This is a genomic window from Pseudomonas sp. H1_F01, assembly GCF_054681425.1.
Genome location: NZ_CP162823.1, coordinates 5,218,220 through 5,237,580, shown reverse-complemented (window position 1 = coordinate 5,237,580; position 19,361 = coordinate 5,218,220). Strand labels below are relative to the sequence as shown.

At 61.9% G+C, this 19,361-nt stretch carries 20 protein-coding genes and 1 riboswitch; of the genes, 7 read left to right on the top strand and 13 right to left on the bottom strand.

The genetic code is table 11. From position 1 onward, the window contains the following. Window positions 1-59 precede the first annotated feature (59 nt). The 5 genes from AB4O09_RS23615 to AB4O09_RS23595 are packed head-to-tail and all read right to left on the bottom strand — an operon-like array spanning window position 60 to window position 4,136. The gene (locus AB4O09_RS23615; protein WP_003198754.1) at window positions 60-701 is read right to left on the bottom strand and encodes an urea amidolyase associated protein UAAP2; all 642 of its coding nucleotides are present in this window, start codon (window positions 699-701) and stop codon (window positions 60-62) included. Between the two features lie 11 nt (window positions 702-712). Next, window positions 713-1,438: an urea amidolyase associated protein UAAP1 gene (locus tag AB4O09_RS23610; RefSeq protein WP_003198756.1), complete on the bottom strand. Its 726-nt coding sequence runs from the start codon at window positions 1,436-1,438 to the stop codon at window positions 713-715. Window positions 1,439-1,452: 14 nt separating this feature from the next. Continuing rightward, complete coding sequence (locus AB4O09_RS23605; RefSeq protein WP_003198758.1) at window positions 1,453-2,241, bottom strand: ABC transporter ATP-binding protein; 789 nt, start codon at window positions 2,239-2,241, stop codon at window positions 1,453-1,455. Continuing rightward, the gene (locus AB4O09_RS23600) at window positions 2,238-3,053 is read right to left on the bottom strand and encodes an ABC transporter permease (RefSeq protein WP_003198760.1); all 816 of its coding nucleotides are present in this window, start codon (window positions 3,051-3,053) and stop codon (window positions 2,238-2,240) included. The genes AB4O09_RS23605 and AB4O09_RS23600 overlap by 4 nt, the downstream gene beginning before the upstream one ends. Before the next feature lie 15 nt (window positions 3,054-3,068). Further along, a complete protein-coding gene (locus AB4O09_RS23595) occupies window positions 3,069-4,136 on the bottom strand; it encodes a putative urea ABC transporter substrate-binding protein (RefSeq protein WP_003198763.1) in 1,068 nt (355 codons plus the stop codon). Between the two features lie 60 nt (window positions 4,137-4,196). Then, window positions 4,197-4,298: riboswitch (guanidine-I (ykkC/yxkD leader) on the bottom strand. A gap of 304 nt (window positions 4,299-4,602) precedes the next feature. On the opposite strand from AB4O09_RS23595, the gene AB4O09_RS23590 reads away from it, so the two are divergent. Then, entirely contained in the window at window positions 4,603-5,013 is a 411-nt protein-coding gene (locus AB4O09_RS23590; protein ID WP_003198764.1) for a hypothetical protein, read from the top strand. Between the two features lie 227 nt (window positions 5,014-5,240). On the opposite strand, the gene AB4O09_RS23585 is transcribed toward AB4O09_RS23590, so the two are convergent. Then, window positions 5,241-6,353 carry an enoyl-CoA hydratase/isomerase family protein gene (locus tag AB4O09_RS23585; RefSeq protein WP_003198766.1) on the bottom strand — a complete coding sequence of 371 codons (1,113 nt, stop codon included), beginning with the start codon at window positions 6,351-6,353 and terminating at the stop codon, window positions 5,241-5,243. Window positions 6,354-6,484: 131 nt separating this feature from the next. Here AB4O09_RS23585 and ung point away from each other — a divergent pair, with 131 nt between their 5' ends. Further along, window positions 6,485-7,177 carry a uracil-DNA glycosylase gene (gene ung / locus AB4O09_RS23580; protein ID WP_027911675.1) on the top strand — a complete coding sequence of 231 codons (693 nt, stop codon included), beginning with the start codon at window positions 6,485-6,487 and terminating at the stop codon, window positions 7,175-7,177. Window positions 7,178-7,284: 107 nt separating this feature from the next. On the opposite strand, the gene AB4O09_RS23575 is transcribed toward ung, so the two are convergent. The 4 genes from AB4O09_RS23575 to AB4O09_RS23560 are packed head-to-tail and all read right to left on the bottom strand — an operon-like array spanning window position 7,285 to window position 11,343. Further along, the gene (locus AB4O09_RS23575) at window positions 7,285-8,325 is read right to left on the bottom strand and encodes an AbrB family transcriptional regulator (protein ID WP_027911674.1); all 1,041 of its coding nucleotides are present in this window, start codon (window positions 8,323-8,325) and stop codon (window positions 7,285-7,287) included. Then, window positions 8,318-9,832, bottom strand: a complete 1,515-nt coding sequence (locus tag AB4O09_RS23570; RefSeq protein ID WP_003198773.1) for a tripartite tricarboxylate transporter permease — start codon at window positions 9,830-9,832, stop codon at window positions 8,318-8,320. The genes AB4O09_RS23575 and AB4O09_RS23570 overlap by 8 nt, the downstream gene beginning before the upstream one ends. A gap of 1 nt (window position 9,833) precedes the next feature. Then, window positions 9,834-10,295, bottom strand: a complete 462-nt coding sequence (locus AB4O09_RS23565) for a tripartite tricarboxylate transporter TctB family protein (protein WP_003198775.1) — start codon at window positions 10,293-10,295, stop codon at window positions 9,834-9,836. Between the two features lie 55 nt (window positions 10,296-10,350). Next, window positions 10,351-11,343: a Bug family tripartite tricarboxylate transporter substrate binding protein gene (locus AB4O09_RS23560; RefSeq protein WP_003198777.1), complete on the bottom strand. Its 993-nt coding sequence runs from the start codon at window positions 11,341-11,343 to the stop codon at window positions 10,351-10,353. Window positions 11,344-11,770: 427 nt separating this feature from the next. On the opposite strand from AB4O09_RS23560, the gene AB4O09_RS23555 reads away from it, so the two are divergent. After that, the gene (locus AB4O09_RS23555) at window positions 11,771-12,442 is read left to right on the top strand and encodes a response regulator (RefSeq protein WP_003198779.1); all 672 of its coding nucleotides are present in this window, start codon (window positions 11,771-11,773) and stop codon (window positions 12,440-12,442) included. Continuing rightward, complete coding sequence (locus AB4O09_RS23550) at window positions 12,435-13,826, top strand: sensor histidine kinase (protein ID WP_013692481.1); 1,392 nt, start codon at window positions 12,435-12,437, stop codon at window positions 13,824-13,826. Before AB4O09_RS23555 ends, AB4O09_RS23550 begins: the two co-directional genes overlap by 8 nt. A gap of 153 nt (window positions 13,827-13,979) precedes the next feature. Here the strand turns inward: AB4O09_RS23550 and AB4O09_RS23545 are convergent, their stop codons facing one another. Further along, window positions 13,980-14,801, bottom strand: coding sequence for an HDOD domain-containing protein (locus AB4O09_RS23545; RefSeq protein ID WP_460107560.1), 822 nt, complete (start codon window positions 14,799-14,801; stop codon window positions 13,980-13,982). A gap of 35 nt (window positions 14,802-14,836) precedes the next feature. Next, the gene (gene ygfZ, locus AB4O09_RS23540) at window positions 14,837-15,778 is read right to left on the bottom strand and encodes a CAF17-like 4Fe-4S cluster assembly/insertion protein YgfZ (protein ID WP_003198787.1); all 942 of its coding nucleotides are present in this window, start codon (window positions 15,776-15,778) and stop codon (window positions 14,837-14,839) included. Between the two features lie 149 nt (window positions 15,779-15,927). Between ygfZ and AB4O09_RS23535 the strand changes: the two genes are divergently transcribed. Then, complete coding sequence (locus tag AB4O09_RS23535; protein ID WP_003184348.1) at window positions 15,928-16,182, top strand: FAD assembly factor SdhE; 255 nt, start codon at window positions 15,928-15,930, stop codon at window positions 16,180-16,182. Continuing rightward, window positions 16,166-16,618 carry a protein YgfX gene (locus AB4O09_RS23530; protein ID WP_003198789.1) on the top strand — a complete coding sequence of 151 codons (453 nt, stop codon included), beginning with the start codon at window positions 16,166-16,168 and terminating at the stop codon, window positions 16,616-16,618. Before AB4O09_RS23535 ends, AB4O09_RS23530 begins: the two co-directional genes overlap by 17 nt. Here AB4O09_RS23530 and nadB read toward each other — a convergent pair. Then, on the bottom strand, window positions 16,587-18,203 hold the full coding sequence (nadB, locus tag AB4O09_RS23525) for an L-aspartate oxidase (protein WP_003198791.1): 1,617 nt from the start codon (window positions 18,201-18,203) through the stop codon (window positions 16,587-16,589). The genes AB4O09_RS23530 and nadB overlap by 32 nt on opposite strands. Window positions 18,204-18,762: 559 nt before the next feature. Between nadB and rpoE the strand changes: the two genes are divergently transcribed. After that, window positions 18,763-19,344: an RNA polymerase sigma factor RpoE gene (rpoE, locus tag AB4O09_RS23520; protein WP_003172477.1), complete on the top strand. Its 582-nt coding sequence runs from the start codon at window positions 18,763-18,765 to the stop codon at window positions 19,342-19,344. Window positions 19,345-19,361 lie beyond the last annotated feature (17 nt).

Here is a 19,361-nt window from a genome sequence, read left to right as displayed (position 1 = left end):
GCACTGCCCCGACCGGCTCTGGCACAACACAAACAACCAGCGGCGCAGGCGGATGAGTTTCAGTTCCATATCAAGAGCTCCGCTGGCGTAGGGTTGTAGGCGTTGCACGGGTTGTTCAGTTGCGGGCAGTTGGAGATCAACACGATCACGTCCATCTCGGCCCGCAGGTCGACGTATTTGCCTGGCGCCGAGATCCCATCTTCGAAGGTCAGGCCGCCATCGGCGGTGACCGGCACGTTCATGAAGAAGTTGATGTTCGGTCCGATGTCGCCCTTGCCCAGCCGACCGTCGTGGGCGCAGGCCCTCAGGTAGTTGTCGCGGCAGCTGTGCATGTAGCGTTTTTCCAGGGCGTAGCGCACGGTGTTGCTTTCCTGGGCGCAGGCCCCGCCGAGGGTGTCGTGGCGTCCGCAAGTGTCTTCGACGATGGTCAGCATCGGGTGGCCGAGGTTGGAATACAGCACGCTGCCGGTGCTCAGGTAGACGCTGTTCTGCCGGCGCAGGGTGCGCTGCACGTCGTAGCGTTCCTTGGGGTTGGCCAGGCTGTAGAACAACGTGTCGACCGCCTGGTTGCCTTCCAGGTCGAGGATGCGCAGGGTCTGGCCGGCCTTGACCTCTGTCAGCCACGGTTCCCCGGCGGGAATCGTGGCGCGGTAGACGGCGGTATCGGGTTGCTTGTGTGCGGTGGCGATGGTGAGTGACATGGCTACGATCCTCAGGCGAACAGGCGGTCGGTGTTGATGAAGCCGCGCTGGTTTTCCGGGCGCGAATGGCGGCAGTGCTCGGCGACGCTGGCGTCGGCATTCATCCAACTGAGCTTGAGCGGTTGCGGGGCGTATTGCGGGTTCGGGTCCATCGGATGTTGCAGCGCGGTCAGCACCACCAGGGTGTCCATCGGCGCGTACAGCTCGATGTAGTCGCCGGCCTGGGAGTTGCCTTCAACGAAGTGAAAGCCGCCAGCCTCATCGACATCGACCCGGCTGAACAGGTTGAGGGTCATCAGCAGGTCGGACAGGCCCAGACCCCATTTACCCAGCTCCACCAGCAGGTTGTCGGTGCCGTTGCGAAAGAAGCCGTTGCGCAGTTCCTGGTAGCGGCCCTGACCGTATTTTTCAGCGACTTCCTCAGCGCAGAGCACGCCGCCGAGGCTGTCGCTCCAGCCGCAGGTATCGGCGGTGATGGCCGCCAGCACCCGGCCCATGTCGGAGTAGAGGCAATGGCCGGCGGTAAGCTTGGCGGTGTGTTGGCATTTGAGGCTGTCGGGCAGGTTCAGGCGTTCGGTTTTTTCGTTGGCGTTGAGCAGCGTCAGACTCACGTTGGCCCCGCCGCGCAGGTCGGTCAGGCGCAGCAGTTGGCCGCGCTTGAGTACGAAGGAACGGTGGCCGCCGCCGGGCAGCAGTTCTTCGGCGAAGGGTGTAAACAATTGGGTCGAGTCGGTCATGGGGAGAGCTCCTTTCAAGCGATACGCAACGTGCCGGCCAGTTCGGCGGGCAGGGCGTCGACGGCGGCACGGGCGGTGCGGCGGTCGCTGTTCAATGGAATGTCGTAGGTAATGCGTGCGCCATAGGCGCCGGGGGCGTGCGGGTCGCTGCGGACCTTGTCGAACACCAGCAGGCGCGTGCCGAGGCTGAAACCTTCGGACAGGTCATGGGTGACCATGAACACCGTCAGCCGGGTTTCGCGCCACAGCTCAAGCAACAGGACGTGCATGTCTTTGCGAATGCCTGGGTCGAGGGCGCCGAAGGGCTCGTCCAGCAGCAGGACACGCGGCTTCATGATCAGTGCCTGGGCAATCGCCAGCCGCTGTTGCATGCCCCCGGACAGTTGCGCCGGGTATTTATCCAGCGCATGGCCGAGGCCGACCTTGTCCAGCAGTTGCGCGGCTTCTTCGCGGGCCTGGCGCTTGGCGCTGCCGAACAGCCGTCCCAGCAGCGGCGAGCGCGGCAACTCCAGGCCCAGGGCCACGTTGTCCAGCACGCTCAGGTGCGGGAACACCGAATAGCGCTGGAACACCACGCCCCGGCTGGCATCCGGCTCGCCGGCCAAGGGTTCGCCATCCAGGAGAATCTGTCCGCGGCTGGCGCGTTCCTGGCCCAGCAACAGGCGCAGGAAGGTCGACTTGCCACAACCCGAGGCGCCCACCAACGTGCAGAACTCACCCTCAGAGACGCTCAGGTTCAAACGCTCCAGTACCACCTGGTCGGCATACTGTTGCCAGACGTTGTTCACCGTAATGAAGCTCATGCCTTCGCCCCCTCGTACCAGGGGAACGCTTGCCGGGTCAGGCGTTTGAGGCCCCAGTCCATCAGCCAGGCGAGCAGGGTGATCCACACCACGTACGGCAAGATCACGTCCATCGCCAGGTAACGACGCACCAGGAAAATCCGATAGCCCAGTCCATCGGTGGAGGCGATGGCTTCGGCGGCGATCAGAAACAACCAGGCCGAACCGAGCATCAGCCGCAGGGAAATCAACAGGCGCGGCAGCAGTTGCGGCAGCACCACCCGCAGCAGCAGGGTCCAGGTCGACGCACCGAGGGTCTGGGCCTTGATCAGCAGTTCGGGCGGAATTTCCCGGGCGCGCTGTTCCAGGTCGCGAGCCAGGCACGGTGTGATGCCAATCACGATCAGCATCACTTTCGACAGTTCGCCCAGGCCGAAGACGATGAACAGGATCGGCAGGATGGCCAGCGGCGGCACCATCGATACCACGGTGAGCAACGGTGACAGCGGTGCGCCAAACAGTGGCAGCGTACCGGCGGCTATGCCCAGGCATAACCCGGCCAGGGCGCTGATGCCCAGGCCGATGGCCAACCGACTCAGGCTCGACGCGGTGTCTTGCCAGAGCAGGTATTCGCCGCTGCGGGCGTCGGCGGTGAAGGCCAGGCGTTTCACCGCATCGGCCATCTGCACGGCGCTGGGCAGGAGCTTGTCGTTGGGGTTGTCCGTCAACCGTTCGGCCGAGCCCATGAAGTAGGCGAACAACACCAGCGCGAATGGCAGGATCACCAGCAACAAGCGGCTGGGACGATCCGGGTAGCGGTTGATCAGGCGCATGCCAGGTCCTCCGGTTTACAGCTTGGCGTCGGCGGCCAGCTGTACGTAGGTCGGGTCAAAGCGCAGCTTGAGGTTGGCCTTGTCGCCGCGGGTCACGCCATTGGCGAACGTCATGCCGACCGCGTCGGTGCTCTTGGCGCCTTCGCCCAACAAGCCGTGCTGGAACGAAAACTCGGCCACCTTGCCCATGGTGGCGGGCAGTTGCTCGCTGGTGGCGAAACTCAGGGCTTCCTTGGGGGTGGCGAACAGCTTGGTGGTGTCCAGTTGCGCCTGGAAGCCGGCCAGGTCGGTGCCCGAGGCTTTCGCCATGTGTTCCAGCGCCGTCTTGCTCGCGGCGTTTTTTGCGTTCATCAGCGCCACTACTTCAAACCAGGCGCCGGTCAACGCTTTGCCCAGGGCTGGGTTGTCCTGGAGGGTCTGGGTGTTGACCACCATCATGTCCATGATTTCGCCGGGAACCTGGCTGGAATTGAATACTTCGCTCACGCCTGGCTGGGCCTTGATGTCCGAGAGCATCGGGTTCCAGGTGGTGACGGCCTTGACCTGGTCGGTGTTGAAGGCGGCAGAGATATCAGCGTCGGAGGTGTTGACGACTTTCAGGTCTTTCTCGGCGAGGCCTACCGAATCCAGGGCACGGGCCAGCAGGTAATGGGACACCGACAGTTCCACCAGATTGACGTCCATGCCCTTGAGGTCGGCGACTTTCTTGCCTTCGCCCTTGAGGACGATGCCGTCGTTGCCGTTGGAGAAGTCGCTGACGATCAGCGCGGTGCTGTCCACGCCACCGGCGGCGGGAATGGTCAGGGCGTCCATGTTGGTCATGGTGCAGCCGTCGAACTGACCGGCGGTGTACTGGTTGATGGATTCGACGTAATCGTTGAGCTGCACGACATCGATCTTGATGCCGTATTTTTTTGCCCATTTATCGACGATGCCTTGGCTACCGGCGTATTCCCAGGGCATCCAGCCGGCGTAAATGGTCCAGCAGACGCTGAAGTGGTCTTTTTGGGCGGCGGCGGATGAGAAGCTCGCGAGGGCCGAGAGGGCGGCGAGGAGCAGGGCGGACAGACGAAGCTTGAGCATGGTAGTTCTCCAGTTGATCAAGGGCGGACAGGAGCAACGCGGCACCGCGAACGGTGGCTTGTCTCCCGGGCTTTTGTCCCGCCGTGTAACCTCAACTGGAGGTCGCCAACTCTCGGACCAGCCACTCGCCAGAAGCGAGCCGGAACCCTAGTCAGCCATTGCAAATTGTGGTGCCGCGAACCTGTGATGACTCCTGCACGGAATTTGTTAAAGCGAGAGCCGTGCCAATTCGGGCAAAAGCCCGAGCCAGAGAGGGCAGCTGTTGAGGAGGGATGATTGAGGGCGGGTTTGTGCTTGCTTGTGGTGCCGTCGCGCACCGGAAGAGGGCGACGAACGACATGTTTCTAGTTGTTGCCAGGTCGCACCAGATTCCGATTTTGCTGTCTGAATATGCGTCAGTCACACAAAGTTGGCTGCCGCCCATCAGCGTCGCTGATGTGGCCCATTCGCGGTCCAGGAGGCCGCCATGTATCGACGACTGCTGCTCATTGCGTTTCTCGGTTTGACTCTTTCGGCATGCGTGCCTTATTACGACGGAGACTCGAGCTACTACCGTTCCGATGTCTACACCTCACCGGCGCCGGTCTATTACGGTGGCGGGAGTTATTATTCGGCTCCGCGTGGCTATTACGCACCGCGGTATTACCAACCGGCGCCGCGCTATTACTCGGCACCGCGTTACTATCAACAAGGCCCACGCTACTACTCGCCACCGCGAGCGGCGTACCGGTCTTATCCGAATCGGGGTGGCTGGGACGGCCATAACCGGGGCGGCTGGAATGACGACCGAGGCGGTCGAGGCGGACGTGATCATTGGGGACGCGGCGACCGCGATCGTGGACGTGGCGATCGCGATGGACGCAACAGCCACCGCTAACCTTTGGGCAACAAAAAGCGGCGCATTGAGCGCCGCTTTTTTTGTGCCTGCAATAAACCCGATGGGATAACGCTTGTGGGAGCGAGCTTGCTCGCGATGACAGGGGATCGGACAGCTTCCCGGTGACAGGCATACCGCTATCGCGAGCAAGCTTTGCTCCCACAGATGTCACTCTCACAGAATGTCACTCTCACAGAATGTCACTCCCACAGGTGTCACCCAGGGCTTTACTCGTTGGACAAATCCGCCAACGGATGCCGCCCCTCCCACGCCTTGTGAAAGTGCGCCTCGACCGCCGCTTCGGGCACATGGTTGATGTCCGGCCAGTGCCAACGGGGCTTGTGGTCCTTGTCGATCAGCCGCGCGCGCACGCCTTCGCTGAATTCCGGATGGCGACAGCAGTTGAGGCTCAAGGTGTATTCCATCCGGAACACGCCGGCCAAGGACAAATGCCGGGCACGGGCGATCTGTTCCCAGACCAGATAAGCGGTCAAGGGCGAACCTTCGGTCATGGTCTTGGCGGCGCGGGCGATCAGCGGGTCCGAGTGGTCCACCAGCAGGCTGAGGGCTTTCCAGGCACAGCGCACATCGCTGACATCCAGCCATTCATCGATTTTCTGCCGACGTGGCAGCCATTGGGCTTCGGGCATTTGGCCGACCGCTTCCTGTTGCAGGGCCTTGAGCAGGCTGTTGAGCTGCATCTCGGTCTGTTCCTGCCAATTGAGTTGCAGCAGGCCTTCGATCAGGTCGTCCTGTTGTTCATCCAGCAAAAAGCGGTCGGCCAGGTCCAGGTCGATGGCGTCCCGGGCATTCATGTGGGCGCCGGTCAGGCCGAGAAACAGGCCGAGCTTGCCGGGCAGGCGCGACAGGAACCAACTGGCGCCGACATCCGGGTACAGGCCGATGCTGATCTCCGGCATGGCCAGGCGACTGCTTGGCGTGACGATGCGGATACTCGCCCCTTGCAACAGCCCCATGCCGCCACCCAGTACATAGCCATGCCCCCAGCACAGCAAGGGTTTGGGGTAGGTGTGCAGGTTGAAGTCCAAGCGGTATTCCGCCGCGAAGAATTGCGCAGCCAGCGGCGGCACTTCGCCGGGATGGGCACGGCAGGCCTCCACCAGGCTGCGCACTTCACCGCCGGCGCAAAATGCCTTGGCGCCATTGCCGCGCAATAACACACAAACGACCTGCGACTCCCGGGCCCAGGCATCGAGACGATCACGCAAGGCGTTGATCATCGGCAGGGACAAGGCGTTCAGGGATTTTTCGGCGTCCAGGGTGGCGATGCCGATACGGGCACCGTCGATGCCGGTGAGCTCTTCGAAGTGCAGATTCATCGTGACCTCGATCAGAAATTTGAATAATCAGTATGACCGCTACGCAGGAAAGTGCTGGTTCTGCGTCAGATCAATTGACAAGCCATGTAAGCTTTCCTAGGGTGCGCCCATTGTTTTTACCGGATGCAACCATGACTGCCGACGACCGTATCAAACTCGAACCGAGCTGGAAGCAGGCACTGCGTGCCGAGTTCGACCAGCCCTACATGGCAGAGTTGCGCGAATTCCTGCGTCGGGAATACGCGGCCGGCAAGGAGATTTATCCACCGGCCCCGCTGATTTTCAATGCCCTCAATTCCACGCCGCTGGACAAGGTCAAGGTGGTGATTCTCGGCCAGGACCCGTACCACGGCCCGGGCCAGGCCCATGGCTTGTGCTTCTCGGTACAGCCGGGTGTGCCAGCGCCGCCGTCGCTGGTGAACATCTTCAAGGAATTGAAGCGCGACCTGAACATCGACATCCCGAATCACGGTTACCTGCAAAGCTGGGCCGAACAGGGCGTGTTGCTGCTCAATACCACCATGACCGTAGAGCGCGCCACCGCCAATGCTCACGCAGGCAAGGGCTGGCAGCACTTCACCGACCGAATTATCGAAGTGGTCAGCGAACACCAGCCGAACCTGGTCTTCCTGCTGTGGGGCGCCCATGCCCAGGGCAAGCAGAAGCTGATCGACGCCACCAAGCACCTGGTGCTGACTTCGGTCCACCCGTCGCCGTTGTCGGCTTATCGTGGTTTTCTGGGGTGCGGGCATTTCAGTCGGGCCAACAAGTTCCTCGAACAACATGGCGAGGCGCCTATCGATTGGCGATTGCCGCCGGTTTGATGCGCTAATTGGACAGCCCCTTCGCGAGCAGGCTCGCTCCCACAGGGTTTCAGGACAACCCAAGTCCAATGTGGGAGCGAGCTTGCTCGCGATGGGGGCAACTCGGTCTACAAGTCCGAAGCCGGCTTGCGCATCCAATACCTGAACAACGGCTCCGCCAGAAACAGCACGAACAACAACCGCATCACCTGCAACGCCGTCACCAATGGCACCGACAGTTGCAACGTCTCGGCCGTCAGGCTCATTTCCGCGATACCTCCGGGCATCATGCCCAGGGTCAGTGAACGCAGGTCCAGCTGGGTCAGGGTGCTCAGGCCCAACGCCGCGAGAGTGGCGATCAGCATCGTCAACACCGTGCCGATCAGGGTACGCCCCATGAACGACGGCGCCCGACGAAAGAACTGCCGGTTGAAATGACAACCCAATCCGCTGCCGATCAACCACTGGCCGACCTGGCTGGCGCCGTTGGGCAGGCCGATGTGCAGGTCCCAACCGACGCTCACCGCCGCACTCACCAGCAATGGTCCGAACAACCAGGGATTGGGTTGGCGCAAGCGCTCCCAGACCCAGGCGAGCAGGGCGCCCGCCGGGAACAGCACCGCCAGCCACAGCCAGTCCACCGTCGTGGCGTGTTGCACCGGTGCGCCTTCACCCAACAGGTACTTGAAGGCCGCCGGCACGCACAGCACCACCACCAGCACTCGCAGGCTCTGGCCCGCCGCAACACGACTGAGGTCCGCGCCGTTGCGGGCGCCGAGGTTGACCATTTCGCCGGAACCGCCCGGCATGCTCGAGAAGAATGCGGTGGCGCGGTCCTCGCCGGTGCGACGCATCAGCCAGACACTCACCACGCTGGACACGCTGGTGATCAGCGCGCCGAAGAAGATCAGGCCGAAGTGGCTCAGGACCTGCTCCATCACCACCGGAGTGAAGTGCAGGCCGATACCGATGCCCACCACCCATTGGCCGCATTTACGGCCGCCGGGGATTTCCATCAGTTGCCACGGCGTAAGACAGCGCACCAGGATGATCGCCAGCAACGAGCCGACCATCCAGGGCAAAGGCCAGCCGATCAGGCTGGCCAGGTAACCGCCGGCCAGGCCGACCAGCGGTGTTCCCCACCATTGTCTGAATATCGCCTCAGACATTGGCCAGGGCGCGACGTTGTGCGGCGCGGCGACGCCAGATCCGCACCAGTGGCATGAACAGCATGATCGCCGTCAGCACCCAGCAGCCGAAGGTGATCGGGCTCGACCAGAGGATTTCCAGCGCACCGTTGGAAATCGACAGCGCGCGCCGCAGGTTCTGCTCCATCAGGCCACCGAGGATGAAGCCCAGCAGCACCGGCGACAGCGGGAAGTCCAGCTTGCGCAGGATATAGCCGAAGATACCGATACCGATCATCAGGAACAGGTCGAACGTGGTGGCATGCACCGCATAGACACCGATGCCGGTGATGATTGCGATGACCGGCACCAGCGCCCAGTTCGGCACGGCCAGGATGCGGGTGAAGATGCGGATCATCGGGATGTTGAGGATCACCAGCATGACGTTGGCGACGAACAACGACGCGATCAGGCCCCAGACGATGTCCGGTTGTTGCTGGAACAGCAGCGGGCCAGGGGTGATGTTGTACAGCGACAACGCACCGATCATCACCGCAGTGGTGCCCGAGCCGGGAACGCCGAGGGTCAGCATCGGTACCAACGCACCGCAGGCCGCGCCGCCAATGGCGGTTTCCGGGGCGGCGAGGCCGCGCTTGTCACCCTGACCGAACGTGCCACCAGCGCCGGCAATGCGTTTTTCCGTCATGTAGGCCACGGCACTGGCCAGGGTCGCACCAGCACCCGGCAGCACGCCCATGATGAAACCGAGTACGCCGCAGCGCAGGTTCACGGTGAAGACCGACGCGGCTTCCTTGAAGTTGAACATCATCCGCCCGGTAGCTTTCACTGCCTCCTGGCCGCGATGGGTTTTTTCCAGCAGCAACAGAATTTCGCTGATGGAGAACAGGCCCAGCACCAGCACGACGAACTGGATGCCGTCGGTCAGGTGGATGTTGTCACCGGTGAAGCGGTACACGCCGCTGTTGGCATCGATCCCGACACTGGACAGGAACAGGCCGATCAGCGCCGCGATGAAGGTCTTGAGCGGTCGGTCGCCGGCCATGCCGCCGAGGCAGACAATGGCAAACACCATCAGGACGAAATATTCCGCCGGCCCGAAGGCAATCGCCCATTTGGCCAGCAAGGGTGCGAACAACACCATGCCGCAGGTGGCGATGAACGCGCCGATGAACGAACTCCACGCCGACAGCGACAACGCCACGCCGGCCAGGCCTTGGCGGGCCATCGGGTAGCCGTCGAGGGTGGTCATCACGGTGGAGGCTTCACCCGGGATGTTGAGCAGGATCGAGCTGATACGTCCGCCATATTCGCAACCCAGGTACACCGCGGCCAGCAGGATCAGCGCCGATTCCGGCGGCAGCCCCAGGGCAAAGGCAATCGGGATCAGTAGCGCCACGCCGTTGATCGGGCCCAGGCCCGGCAGCAGGCCGACCACGGTGCCGATCAGGGTGCCGGTCAGTGCCGTGACGAGGTTGTAGGGGGTCAGTGCAACGCCAAAACCCTGGCCGAGATAATTCAGGGTATCCATATCAATTCTCCAGGACGTCGAGCAGGCCCAGGGGCAGCGGCACGTCCATCAGCTTGTCGAACAACAGATAAAGACCGATGGCCATCAGGCTGATGATCACCACGCTCGGCACCCAGCGACCGCCGTAAAGGCGCGCCATCGGCACGCCGATCAGGATGCTGGCAAGGATGAAGCCCAAGGGTTCGAAGGTCCCGGCGAAGACCAGCAGCAGCACCACGCAGATACCGATTTTCTGCAAGGTTTCGCGGTCCAGGTGCGGGTCTTCGTCGCTGTGCACGATGGGCGTAGGGCGAAACAGCATGTACAGCAATGCCAGCCCCATCAGCCCGAGCATCAGCAAGGGAAAGGCGCGGGGGCCGACCGGTTCGTAGGAAAAGGCGGCTTGATAGGGCCAAGCCATCAGCGCCAGGCCGATACAGACCAGTAGCAGCACCGCGGCAAAAATACGTTGGATGGTGAGCATGACTAACTCCTGGGCGGCGCCGACAGTGCCAGCGCCGCCGCGAGAACAGAGACGGTTACTGGATCAGGCCGAACTCTTTGGCCAGCACCTTGTAATCAGCCACTTGTTTCTTCACATAGGCGTCCAGTTCCGGGCCGGTCATGGCGAACGGGAACAGCTCGCGCTGGTCGCGCAACTTGGCGAACTCTTCGGAAGCCAGCAGTTTGTCGAACGCGTCTTTCCACCAGGCGTAGTCTTCATCGCTGACCTTTGGCCCGAGGTAGAAGCCACGGACCACTGGCCAGAGGATGTCGTAGCCTTGTTCGCGAGCGGTCGGGATGTCTTTCATTTCCGGCTCGTCCAGGCGTTTATCGGAGAACACCGCCAACAGACGCATGTCACCACTCTGGATGTGCGGCATGGAGTCGGAAATGTCCGTACTGCCGACCTGAATATGACCGCCGAGCAGGGCAGTGGCGATTTCACCACCGCCTTCGAGTGCCACGTAGCGCAGTTTGCGCGGGTCGATGCCGGCAGCCTTGGCGATCAGGGCGGTTTGCATCCAGTCCTGGCTGCCGACGGTGCCGCCGGAGCCGATCACCACCGAGCCTGGATCTTTCTTCAGGGCCTGTACCAGATCGTCGAGGTTCTTGTAGGGCGAATCGCTCTTCACTGCGATGGCGCCGTAGCTGGTACCAACGGCCGCTAGCCAGCGCACGGCGTTTTCATCGAAACGACCGAACTTGCCTTGCGCCAGGTTCAACAGCGAACCGCTGGACCAGGCCACCAGCGTACCGGCGTCGGCCGGACGCTGGGCGACCACTGCGTTGTAGGCCACCGCGCCGACACCGCCGGGCATGTAGGTCACCCGCATGGGTTTGGTCAGCAGTTTCTGGTTGACCAGCGCGCTTTGCGCCAGTTTGCACGTCAGGTCGAAACCGCCGCCCGGTGCCGCCGGGGCGATGCATTCGGGGCGCTTGGGCTCTTTGGATGGATCAGCGGCGAGCAACTGCCCGGCAAACATCAGGCATCCGGCGGCCAGGGCTACTTTACGCAGTGATAGGTTCATTGTTGTCTCCACAGGATTGTTGTTATGTGTGGTGAAAATGTGTCGTTGACGGATTCCGTCCAGGTCATCGCTGACGGGGTGCGCAGGTCGTTACCGGGATTGAATACAGGGCGACACCGCCCAGGGCGGTCTGGTTGAAGCGAGAAGGGCGAGCAGGCGCTGGGGCCTGGAGCTGCATGGACAGCATGGTGAATACTCCGCTTTTATTCTTCTTATTTAGGACGAAAACGCTTCGTGGCATTTTTCGATTCGCGATCGGGCGTCGCGGCGGTCAGTCGAAACTATCCGTAAAGGGACTCTAACGGCCCAACCTTTCGCTAACCTTTCAAAAGCTTTCAGCGTGTTTTTTGCCTTCACAGTGGCGGATGCGGCTGTAAACTTCGCGCCAAAGAATGGCGTCGGCCATCCCTGAATCGAGGAATAACCCATGCGTGTCCTGCTCGTAGAAGACCATCTGCAGCTCGCCGAAAGCGTTGCCCAGGCGCTCAAGAGCACCGGTTTGACCGTGGACGTGTTGCACGACGGCGTCGCGGCTGACCTGGCCTTGAGCAGCGAGGAATACGCGGTGGCGGTCCTGGATGTCGGGCTGCCGCGCATGGACGGTTTCGAGGTGTTGGCGCGTCTGCGGGCCCGTGGCAAGACCTTGCCGGTGCTGATGCTGACCGCTCGCAGCGACGTCAAGGACCGCGTCCATGGCCTGAACCTCGGCGCCGACGATTACCTGGCCAAGCCATTCGAGCTCACTGAGCTGGAGGCCCGGGTCAAGGCGCTGTTGCGCCGTAGCGTGCTGGGTGGCGAACGCCAGCAGCGCTGTGGCGGGCTGGTCTATGACCTGGACACCCGCCGCTTTACCCTCGACGATGAACTGTTGACCCTGACGTCCCGCGAGCAAGCCGTGCTGGAGGCGTTGATCGCCCGGCCGGGGCGGGTGATGAGCAAGGAGCAACTGGCGGCCCAAGTGTTCGGCCTGGACGAAGAGGCCAGCCCCGACGCCATCGAAATCTACGTCCATCGCTTGCGCAAGAAGCTCGATGGTCATGCGGTGGCGATCGTAACGTTCCGCGGCCTGGGCTACCTGCTGGAAAATCGCAATGCATAAGCCCGACAGTCTGCGCTGGCGGCTGCTTCGCAACCTCGCACTGCTGCTGGTGGTATTGATGCTCGCCAGCGGCTTAAGCGCCTACTGGAACGGTCGCGAGGCTGCCGACACCGCCTACGATCGGACCCTGCTGGCCTCGGCCCGGACCATCGCCGCGGGCCTTTCGGCGCGTGACGGCAGCCTCAGCGCGGATGTGCCCTACGTGGCCCTGGATACTTTCGCCTACGACAGCGCCGGACGCATTTATTATCAGGTCAATGACATCGACAAGAAGCTGATTTCCGGCTACGAAAACCTCCCCGGCCCGCCGCCCGGCACGCCGCGCACGGACGATTATCCAGCCCTGGCGCGCTTTTACAACGCTCGCTATCAGGGGCAGAACGTGCGGGTGGTCAGCCTGCTCAAGGCCGTGAGCGAGCCGAACATGAACGGCATGGCGGAAATTCGTGTAGCGGAGACTGAAGAGGCGCGGGTCAGCATGGCCCGTGGGCTGATGGCCGACACGCTGTTGCGCCTGGGCATGCTGGCCGTGGGCGCGCTGCTGTTGGTGTGGTTTGCGGTCAGCGCGGCGTTGCGCCCGCTGGAGCGCTTGCGCACGGCGGTGGAGGAGCGCCAGTCGGACGATCTGCGGCCGTTGCCGTTGGTGGAAGTGCAGCACGAATTATGGCCGCTGGTGCGGGCCCTCAACCATTTCACCGAGCGCCTGCGGGGGCAATTCGAGCGTCAGGCGCAGTTCATCGCCGATGCCGCCCATGAGCTGCGCACGCCCTTGGCCGCGCTCAAGGCGCGTCTTGAGCTGGGCTTGCGTGCCAGTGAACCGGCGACCTGGCGTGAAACCCTGGAAACGGCGGCCCAGGGCACTGACCGGCTAACCCATCTGGCTAATCAGCTGCTGTCCTTGGCGCGTGTGGAAAACGGTGCCCGGGCCATTGCCGAGGGCGGCGCGCAGTTGCTTGATCTCAGTCAGTTGGCCCGTGAGTTGGGCATGGCCATGGCCCCGCTGGCCCATGCCCGAGGGGTGGCGCTGGCCCTGGAAGCCGACGAACCGGTATGGCTGCGGGGCGAGCCGACCTTGTTGAACGAGTTGTTGAGCAACCTGGTGGACAACGCCCTGGCCCATACCCCGTCGGGTGGCAATGTAATCCTGCGGGTTTCTGCGCCGGCCGTGCTGGAGGTCGAGGACGATGGCCCCGGCATTCCGCTGCACGAGCGGGACCGGGTGTTCGAGCGCTTCTATCGACGCAACCAGCAAGTGGCGGGTTCGGGGCTGGGATTGGCGATCGTCGGCGAAATCTGCCGTGCGCACCTGGCGCAGATCACCTTGCACGACGGGCAGGAGCGCGGGTTGAAGGTGCGGGTGAGTTTTATCCCAGGCGCAGACTGATCCTGTGGGAGCAAGGCTTGCCCGCGATGATGGCGACACGGTCTTTATATAAAACGAGGCGCCTGTTTCGCGAGCAAGCTTTGCTCCCACAAATCCTGTTGCCACAGGTCACAGATTCAGGCTTGACTACGCGTTCGTAGGTGTCCGACCTGCTTAATAGAACATCGACCGCGATTCTTCGATATCCGCACACCGTGCCTTGTTCTCCGGGTCGATGCCCAGTTTCTTGAAGGCGGGAACCCCGAACACGTCAACCTTGCTCAGGGGATGGTCGGTGTCCTTGTAGCAATACAGCGCTGCGACCTGCACCAGGTCGACATAATCGATTTGCTTGGAGTCCCGGGTGAAATCCAGATACAGCCCCGGCAGTTTCACCAACCGCTCCGGAAACTCCCAGACGCTGAGTAGTTTGTCCCCCAGCACCGGGTGAATCGTTTCGATGACGTGGTTGAGGCTGACCGGGTCCGACAGCAACTCATTGTTGTCTTGCGCATACGTCAGGATCGGCAGCACGCCGATCTGGTGCACCAGCCCACCCAGCGCGGCCTGGTCGGGCTTGAGTTGGGTGTAACCGCGACACAGCGCATAGCTGACGCCGGCGATCTCCAGGCTCTTGCGCCAGACTTCGCGCATCTTCAGCTCCACCACTTCGGAGCGGGCGTGGAAAATCTGCTCCATGACCAGGCCGATGGCCAGGTTGCTGCTGTAGTTGACGCCCAATCGAGTGATGGCCGTGTGCAGGTCAGTGACTTCCTGGGTGGCGCGCAGGAGTGGGCTGTTGACCACCTTTATCAGGCGTGCCGAGAGAGCCGTATCGCGGCCGATCACTTTGCTCAGGTTGCTGACGCTGATTTCCGGGTCTTCGGCGGCCCGGCGAATCTGCAGGGCCACTTCCGGTAATGTTGGCAGAACCAAGTCATCGTTATCGATGGCTTGCACCAAATCCCGTTGGACCTTATCCGCCAAATCGCTCATTTCGGTTCTCTAGGGTATTGCGGCAAATGCTGCGATCAGCGCTGGATTTCGCGGTCGCGATCCAGTTCGTAAGGCAGGTCCAACAATTGAAGGCGTGGGCCTTCCAGGCTACCGAGGTGCAAATTGTCGTCTTCTGCTGCTTCGGCCTGCAATACCGCAAGCAGTTCAATATTCCCCTCGCCGCGGGCGGCAATCACCACTTCGCCGATGGAGCTGCCATGCGTGGGGGAGAACAGCGCGGTGCCAGGCTCTGGCAGTTCGCTGGCGTCCAACTGCAGGCGGTACAGGCGTCGCTTGAGCTTGCCCAGGTATTGCATGCGGGCGACGATTTCCTGGCCGGTGTAGCAGCCTTTCTTGAAACTGACGCCGCCGATGGCTTGCAGGTTGAGCATCTGTGGGATGAACAGCTCGCGGGTGGCCGGCATGACCTGGCCGATTCCGGCGCGGACCTGGCCCAACAGCCAGGGGTTCAGATCCGCTTCGGCCAGTTCTGTGCCCAGGCGGGTTCGCAGCGTTTGCGCTTGTTCGGCGGGCGCCCACAGTTCAGCGCGACCGGGAGATACGCGGATGGCGATCAAGGCTTCATGGCGAGCCACGCTGTCGGTGTCGTCCGGTAGTTCGAGGCCCAGGCCGGCCAGCGCCTTGTCGGCGTTTTCCAGGCCGAAGCGAACCCAGGCCGAGCTTTCGTCGGTGAGCTTGGATTTGGAGAACACGGCATATTTTTTCAGGTCGGCCAGTTGCGGTTCTAGCAGTTCGGCGGCCATGGCCATCAACACGCCGTCGCTCTCGAGCAGGATGCGGAAGCTCGATTGCATCCGGCCTTTCTGGGTGCAGCGGGCGCCGAGGCTGGCCCGGCTGTCACTCAGGTAGTCGAGGTTGCAGGTCAATTGGCCTTGCAGGAATTTGCCGGCATCCACGCCGCGGACCGCAAGGACGCCTTCGTGGGACAGGGTGCAGAAAAAAGCGGAATCAGCCATGGGTCATCGCAGGGTAAAAGGTCTGGTAGACATCATAAGGGGGCGCCCTTGAAATGGGTAGTTCACAAAGGATCGATGGTGCCCTGCCAAAGCTGTCTGTTCCGCTGCGGCGGGGCCTGTATACTTGCGCTCTATTTGAGGAGCGCTCCATGGTCGAAGATGTTGAACTGAATCGCCTCTACTGGCACAGCCGCCGCGGCATGCTTGAGCTGGACGTGTTGCTGGTGCCATTCGTCAAAGAGGTTTATCCCCATCTCAATGAAGTGGACCGCGCGTGTTATGTCCGCCTGCTCGAATGCGAGGATCAGGACATGTTCGGCTGGTTCATGGAGCGCAGCGAATCCGAAGACCCTGAGTTGCAGCGCATGGTCCGGATGATTCTGGACCGTGTCCAACCCAAGTAATCGCTTCGAATGCCGCTGGCAGGCCTCCGGGCAACTGCTGGCGGCCTATCTGCTGGCCCAGGTGTTCGCCCTGGGGTCGTTGTTCCTGTTGTCCGTCCCATCCTGGTTCGCGGCGCTTGGCGTCGTATTGTGCCTGGCCCATGGCGCCTGGGTGATCCCCCGACATTTATTGCTGACTCATCGCCGGGCCATTTCCCGGTTGCGTCGTAATGCCGCTGGCTGGCAACTCTGGAGTCGGGCCGACGGGTGGCGGGCTGTGCAGCTGCGCCCCGATAGCCTGGCGCTGCCGATGATCGTCGTGCTGCGCTTTCGCGTGCAGGGTGAACGGCGGGTCCGCTCGCTGTGTGTGCCGCGCGACGCGCTGGCGCCGGATATCCATCGGCGCCTGCGGGTACAGCTCAGATTCAGTCGGCGTAGGTGGGCGGCACCAGGATAGTGTCCAGTGCCTCGGGCAGCAGGTTCGGGTAGTCCAGCGTGTAATGCAGCCCCCGGCTTTCCTTGCGCTCCATGGCCGAGCGAATCATCAGTTCGGCCACCTGGGCCAGGTTGCGCAACTCGATCAGGTCGCGGCTGACTTTGTAGTTGCTGTAGAACTCGTCGATTTCATCCAGCAGCAAGCGCACCCGATGTTGTGCCCGTTGCAGGCGCTTGTTGGTGCGCACGATGCCCACGTAGTCCCACATGAATCGCCGCAGTTCGTCCCAGTTGTGCGCGATGATCACGTCTTCGTCCGAATCGGTGACCTGGCTGGCGTCCCACGAGGGCAGGGCGGCAGGGACGGCAATCTGCGGCAATTGCGCCAGGATGTCTGCCGCCGCCGAGCGGGCGTAGACGAAGCATTCCAGCAGCGAGTTGCTGGCCATGCGGTTGGCGCCGTGCAGGCCGGTGAAGCTGGTTTCGCCAATGGCGTACAGGCCAGGCACGTCGGTACGGCCCTGTTGGTCGACCATCACACCGCCGCAGGTGTAATGCGCCGCCGGCACCACCGGGATCGGCTGCTTGGTGATGTCGATGGAAAACTCCAGGCAGCGTTCGTACACCGTCGGGAAGTGACTCTTGATGAACGCTTCGGGCTTGTGGCTGATGTCCAGGTAAACGCAATCGATACCCAGGCGCTTCATTTCGTGGTCGATGGCCCGGGCGACGATGTCGCGCGGTGCCAGTTCGGCGCGCGGATCGAAGCGCTGCATGAAGCGTTCGCCGTTGGGCAGCTTCAGGTGGGCACCTTCGCCACGCAAGGCTTCGGTGATCAGGAAACTCTTGGCCAGCGGGTGATAGAGGCAGGTGGGGTGGAACTGGTTGAACTCCAGGTTCGCCACCCGGCAACCCGAACGCCAGGCCATGGCGATGCCATCGCCGCAGGCGCCGTCGGGGTTGCTGGTATACAGATAGACTTTCGCTGCGCCGCCGGACGCCAGGATGACGAAACGCGCGCCGTAGGTGTCGACTTCACCGGTGCCGCGATTGAGCACGTAGGCACCGAGGCAGCGATCACCGTCCAGGCCCAGGCGTTTTTCGGTGATCAGGTCGACCGCGACGCGCTGTTCCAGCAGTTCGATGTTCGGCCGCAGTCGCGCCTGGGCGAGCAGGGTCTTGAAGATCGCGGCACCAGTGGCGTCGGCCGCATGGATGATGCGCCGATGGCTGTGACCGCCTTCGCGCGTCAGGTGGAACTCGAAACCGCCGTCTTCGGTGCCCGATTGTTCGTCACGGGTAAACGGTACACCCTGATCGATCAGCCACTGGATGGCTTCCCTGCTGTGTTCCACGGTGAAACGCACCGCTTTTGGATTGCAAAGGCCACCGCCGGCGTTGAGGGTGTCCTCGACATGGGATTCAATGGTGTCGGTATCGTCCAGCACGGCTGCGACACCGCCCTGGGCCCAGAAGGTAGAACCGTTGGCCAGGTCGCCCTTGCTCAGTACTGCAATGCGCAAATGCGCAGGCAAAGTCAGTGCAAGGCTCAATCCGGCGGCTCCGCTGCCGATTACCAGAACATCGTGTTGAAACTGTTGGCTCATTCGAATGGTTTCCGCTCAAGGCGACCCGGGTCGGGGTTGGCGCAAGACACCGCTTCAACGGGTCAGGCAGCCACGCAGCCCACTAGTATATAGAGGGGGGGATCGGCACAATAGCCGGGCATTCATGGCAATGTGAAACCAGCGTGACAGAAAAGCGACACGCTTCGTCGGATCGCCGTTTTTGGTACAACGTCGATAAGGCCGCCGTTTCGAGGACAGAACGCTGTTTATCTCGTCACGGTTGCCTGATATTCAGTGTACAGCGCTATAAATAGTGGGAACTTTTGCCAAGCGCCTACGTTCAATAGACGGTTGTCTGCAAAAGGGAGCAGCGTCGGGTTGGTGCAAGATTTCGATTGGAGTCTCTGCCGTCAGGCCCGGTGACAGATTATTCGCGCAGCCGGGGAATCTCCTGCTGCGTTTTTCGTGCGTGCCGAGATCAGAGCGCGCCGGAAACTTGCTTGGAAGGGGGAGAACTTTTGCGAAAAGCCCGAGTCTATGTTTGCAAGCCCGGTCAATTAGTAATGCAAGCCTCCTTCGAGCTTATCGAGGAGTGTTCATGCTAACCCAGGAAGAGGATCAGCAGCTGGTCGAGCGCGTCCAACGCGGCGACAAGCGAGCTTTCGATCTGCTAGTGCTTAAATACCAGCACAAAATTCTCGGGTTGATCGTGCGTTTCGTGCACGACACCCATGAAGCGCAGGATGTCGCTCAGGAAGCCTTCATCAAGGCCTACCGCGCACTTGGAAATTTTCGCGGGGACAGCGCGTTTTATACGTGGCTTTACCGCATCGCCATCAACACGGCGAAAAACTATCTGGTTTCACGCGGCCGTCGGCCGCCGGATAGCGATGTAAGTTCTGAAGATGCCGAGTTCTATGATGGCGATCATGGCCTCAAGGATCTCGAATCACCGGAACGTGCGTTGCTGCGGGATGAGATTGAAGGCACCGTCCATCGAACCATCCAGCAACTGCCCGAAGATTTGCGTACGGCTTTAACTTTACGTGAGTTCGACGGTCTGAGTTACGAAGACATTGCGAGCGTCATGCAATGTCCTGTAGGCACCGTGCGCTCCCGGATCTTCCGCGCCCGGGAGGCCATTGATAAAGCCCTGCAACCTTTGTTGCAGGAAAACTAGAGACAGCGGCGACAGCC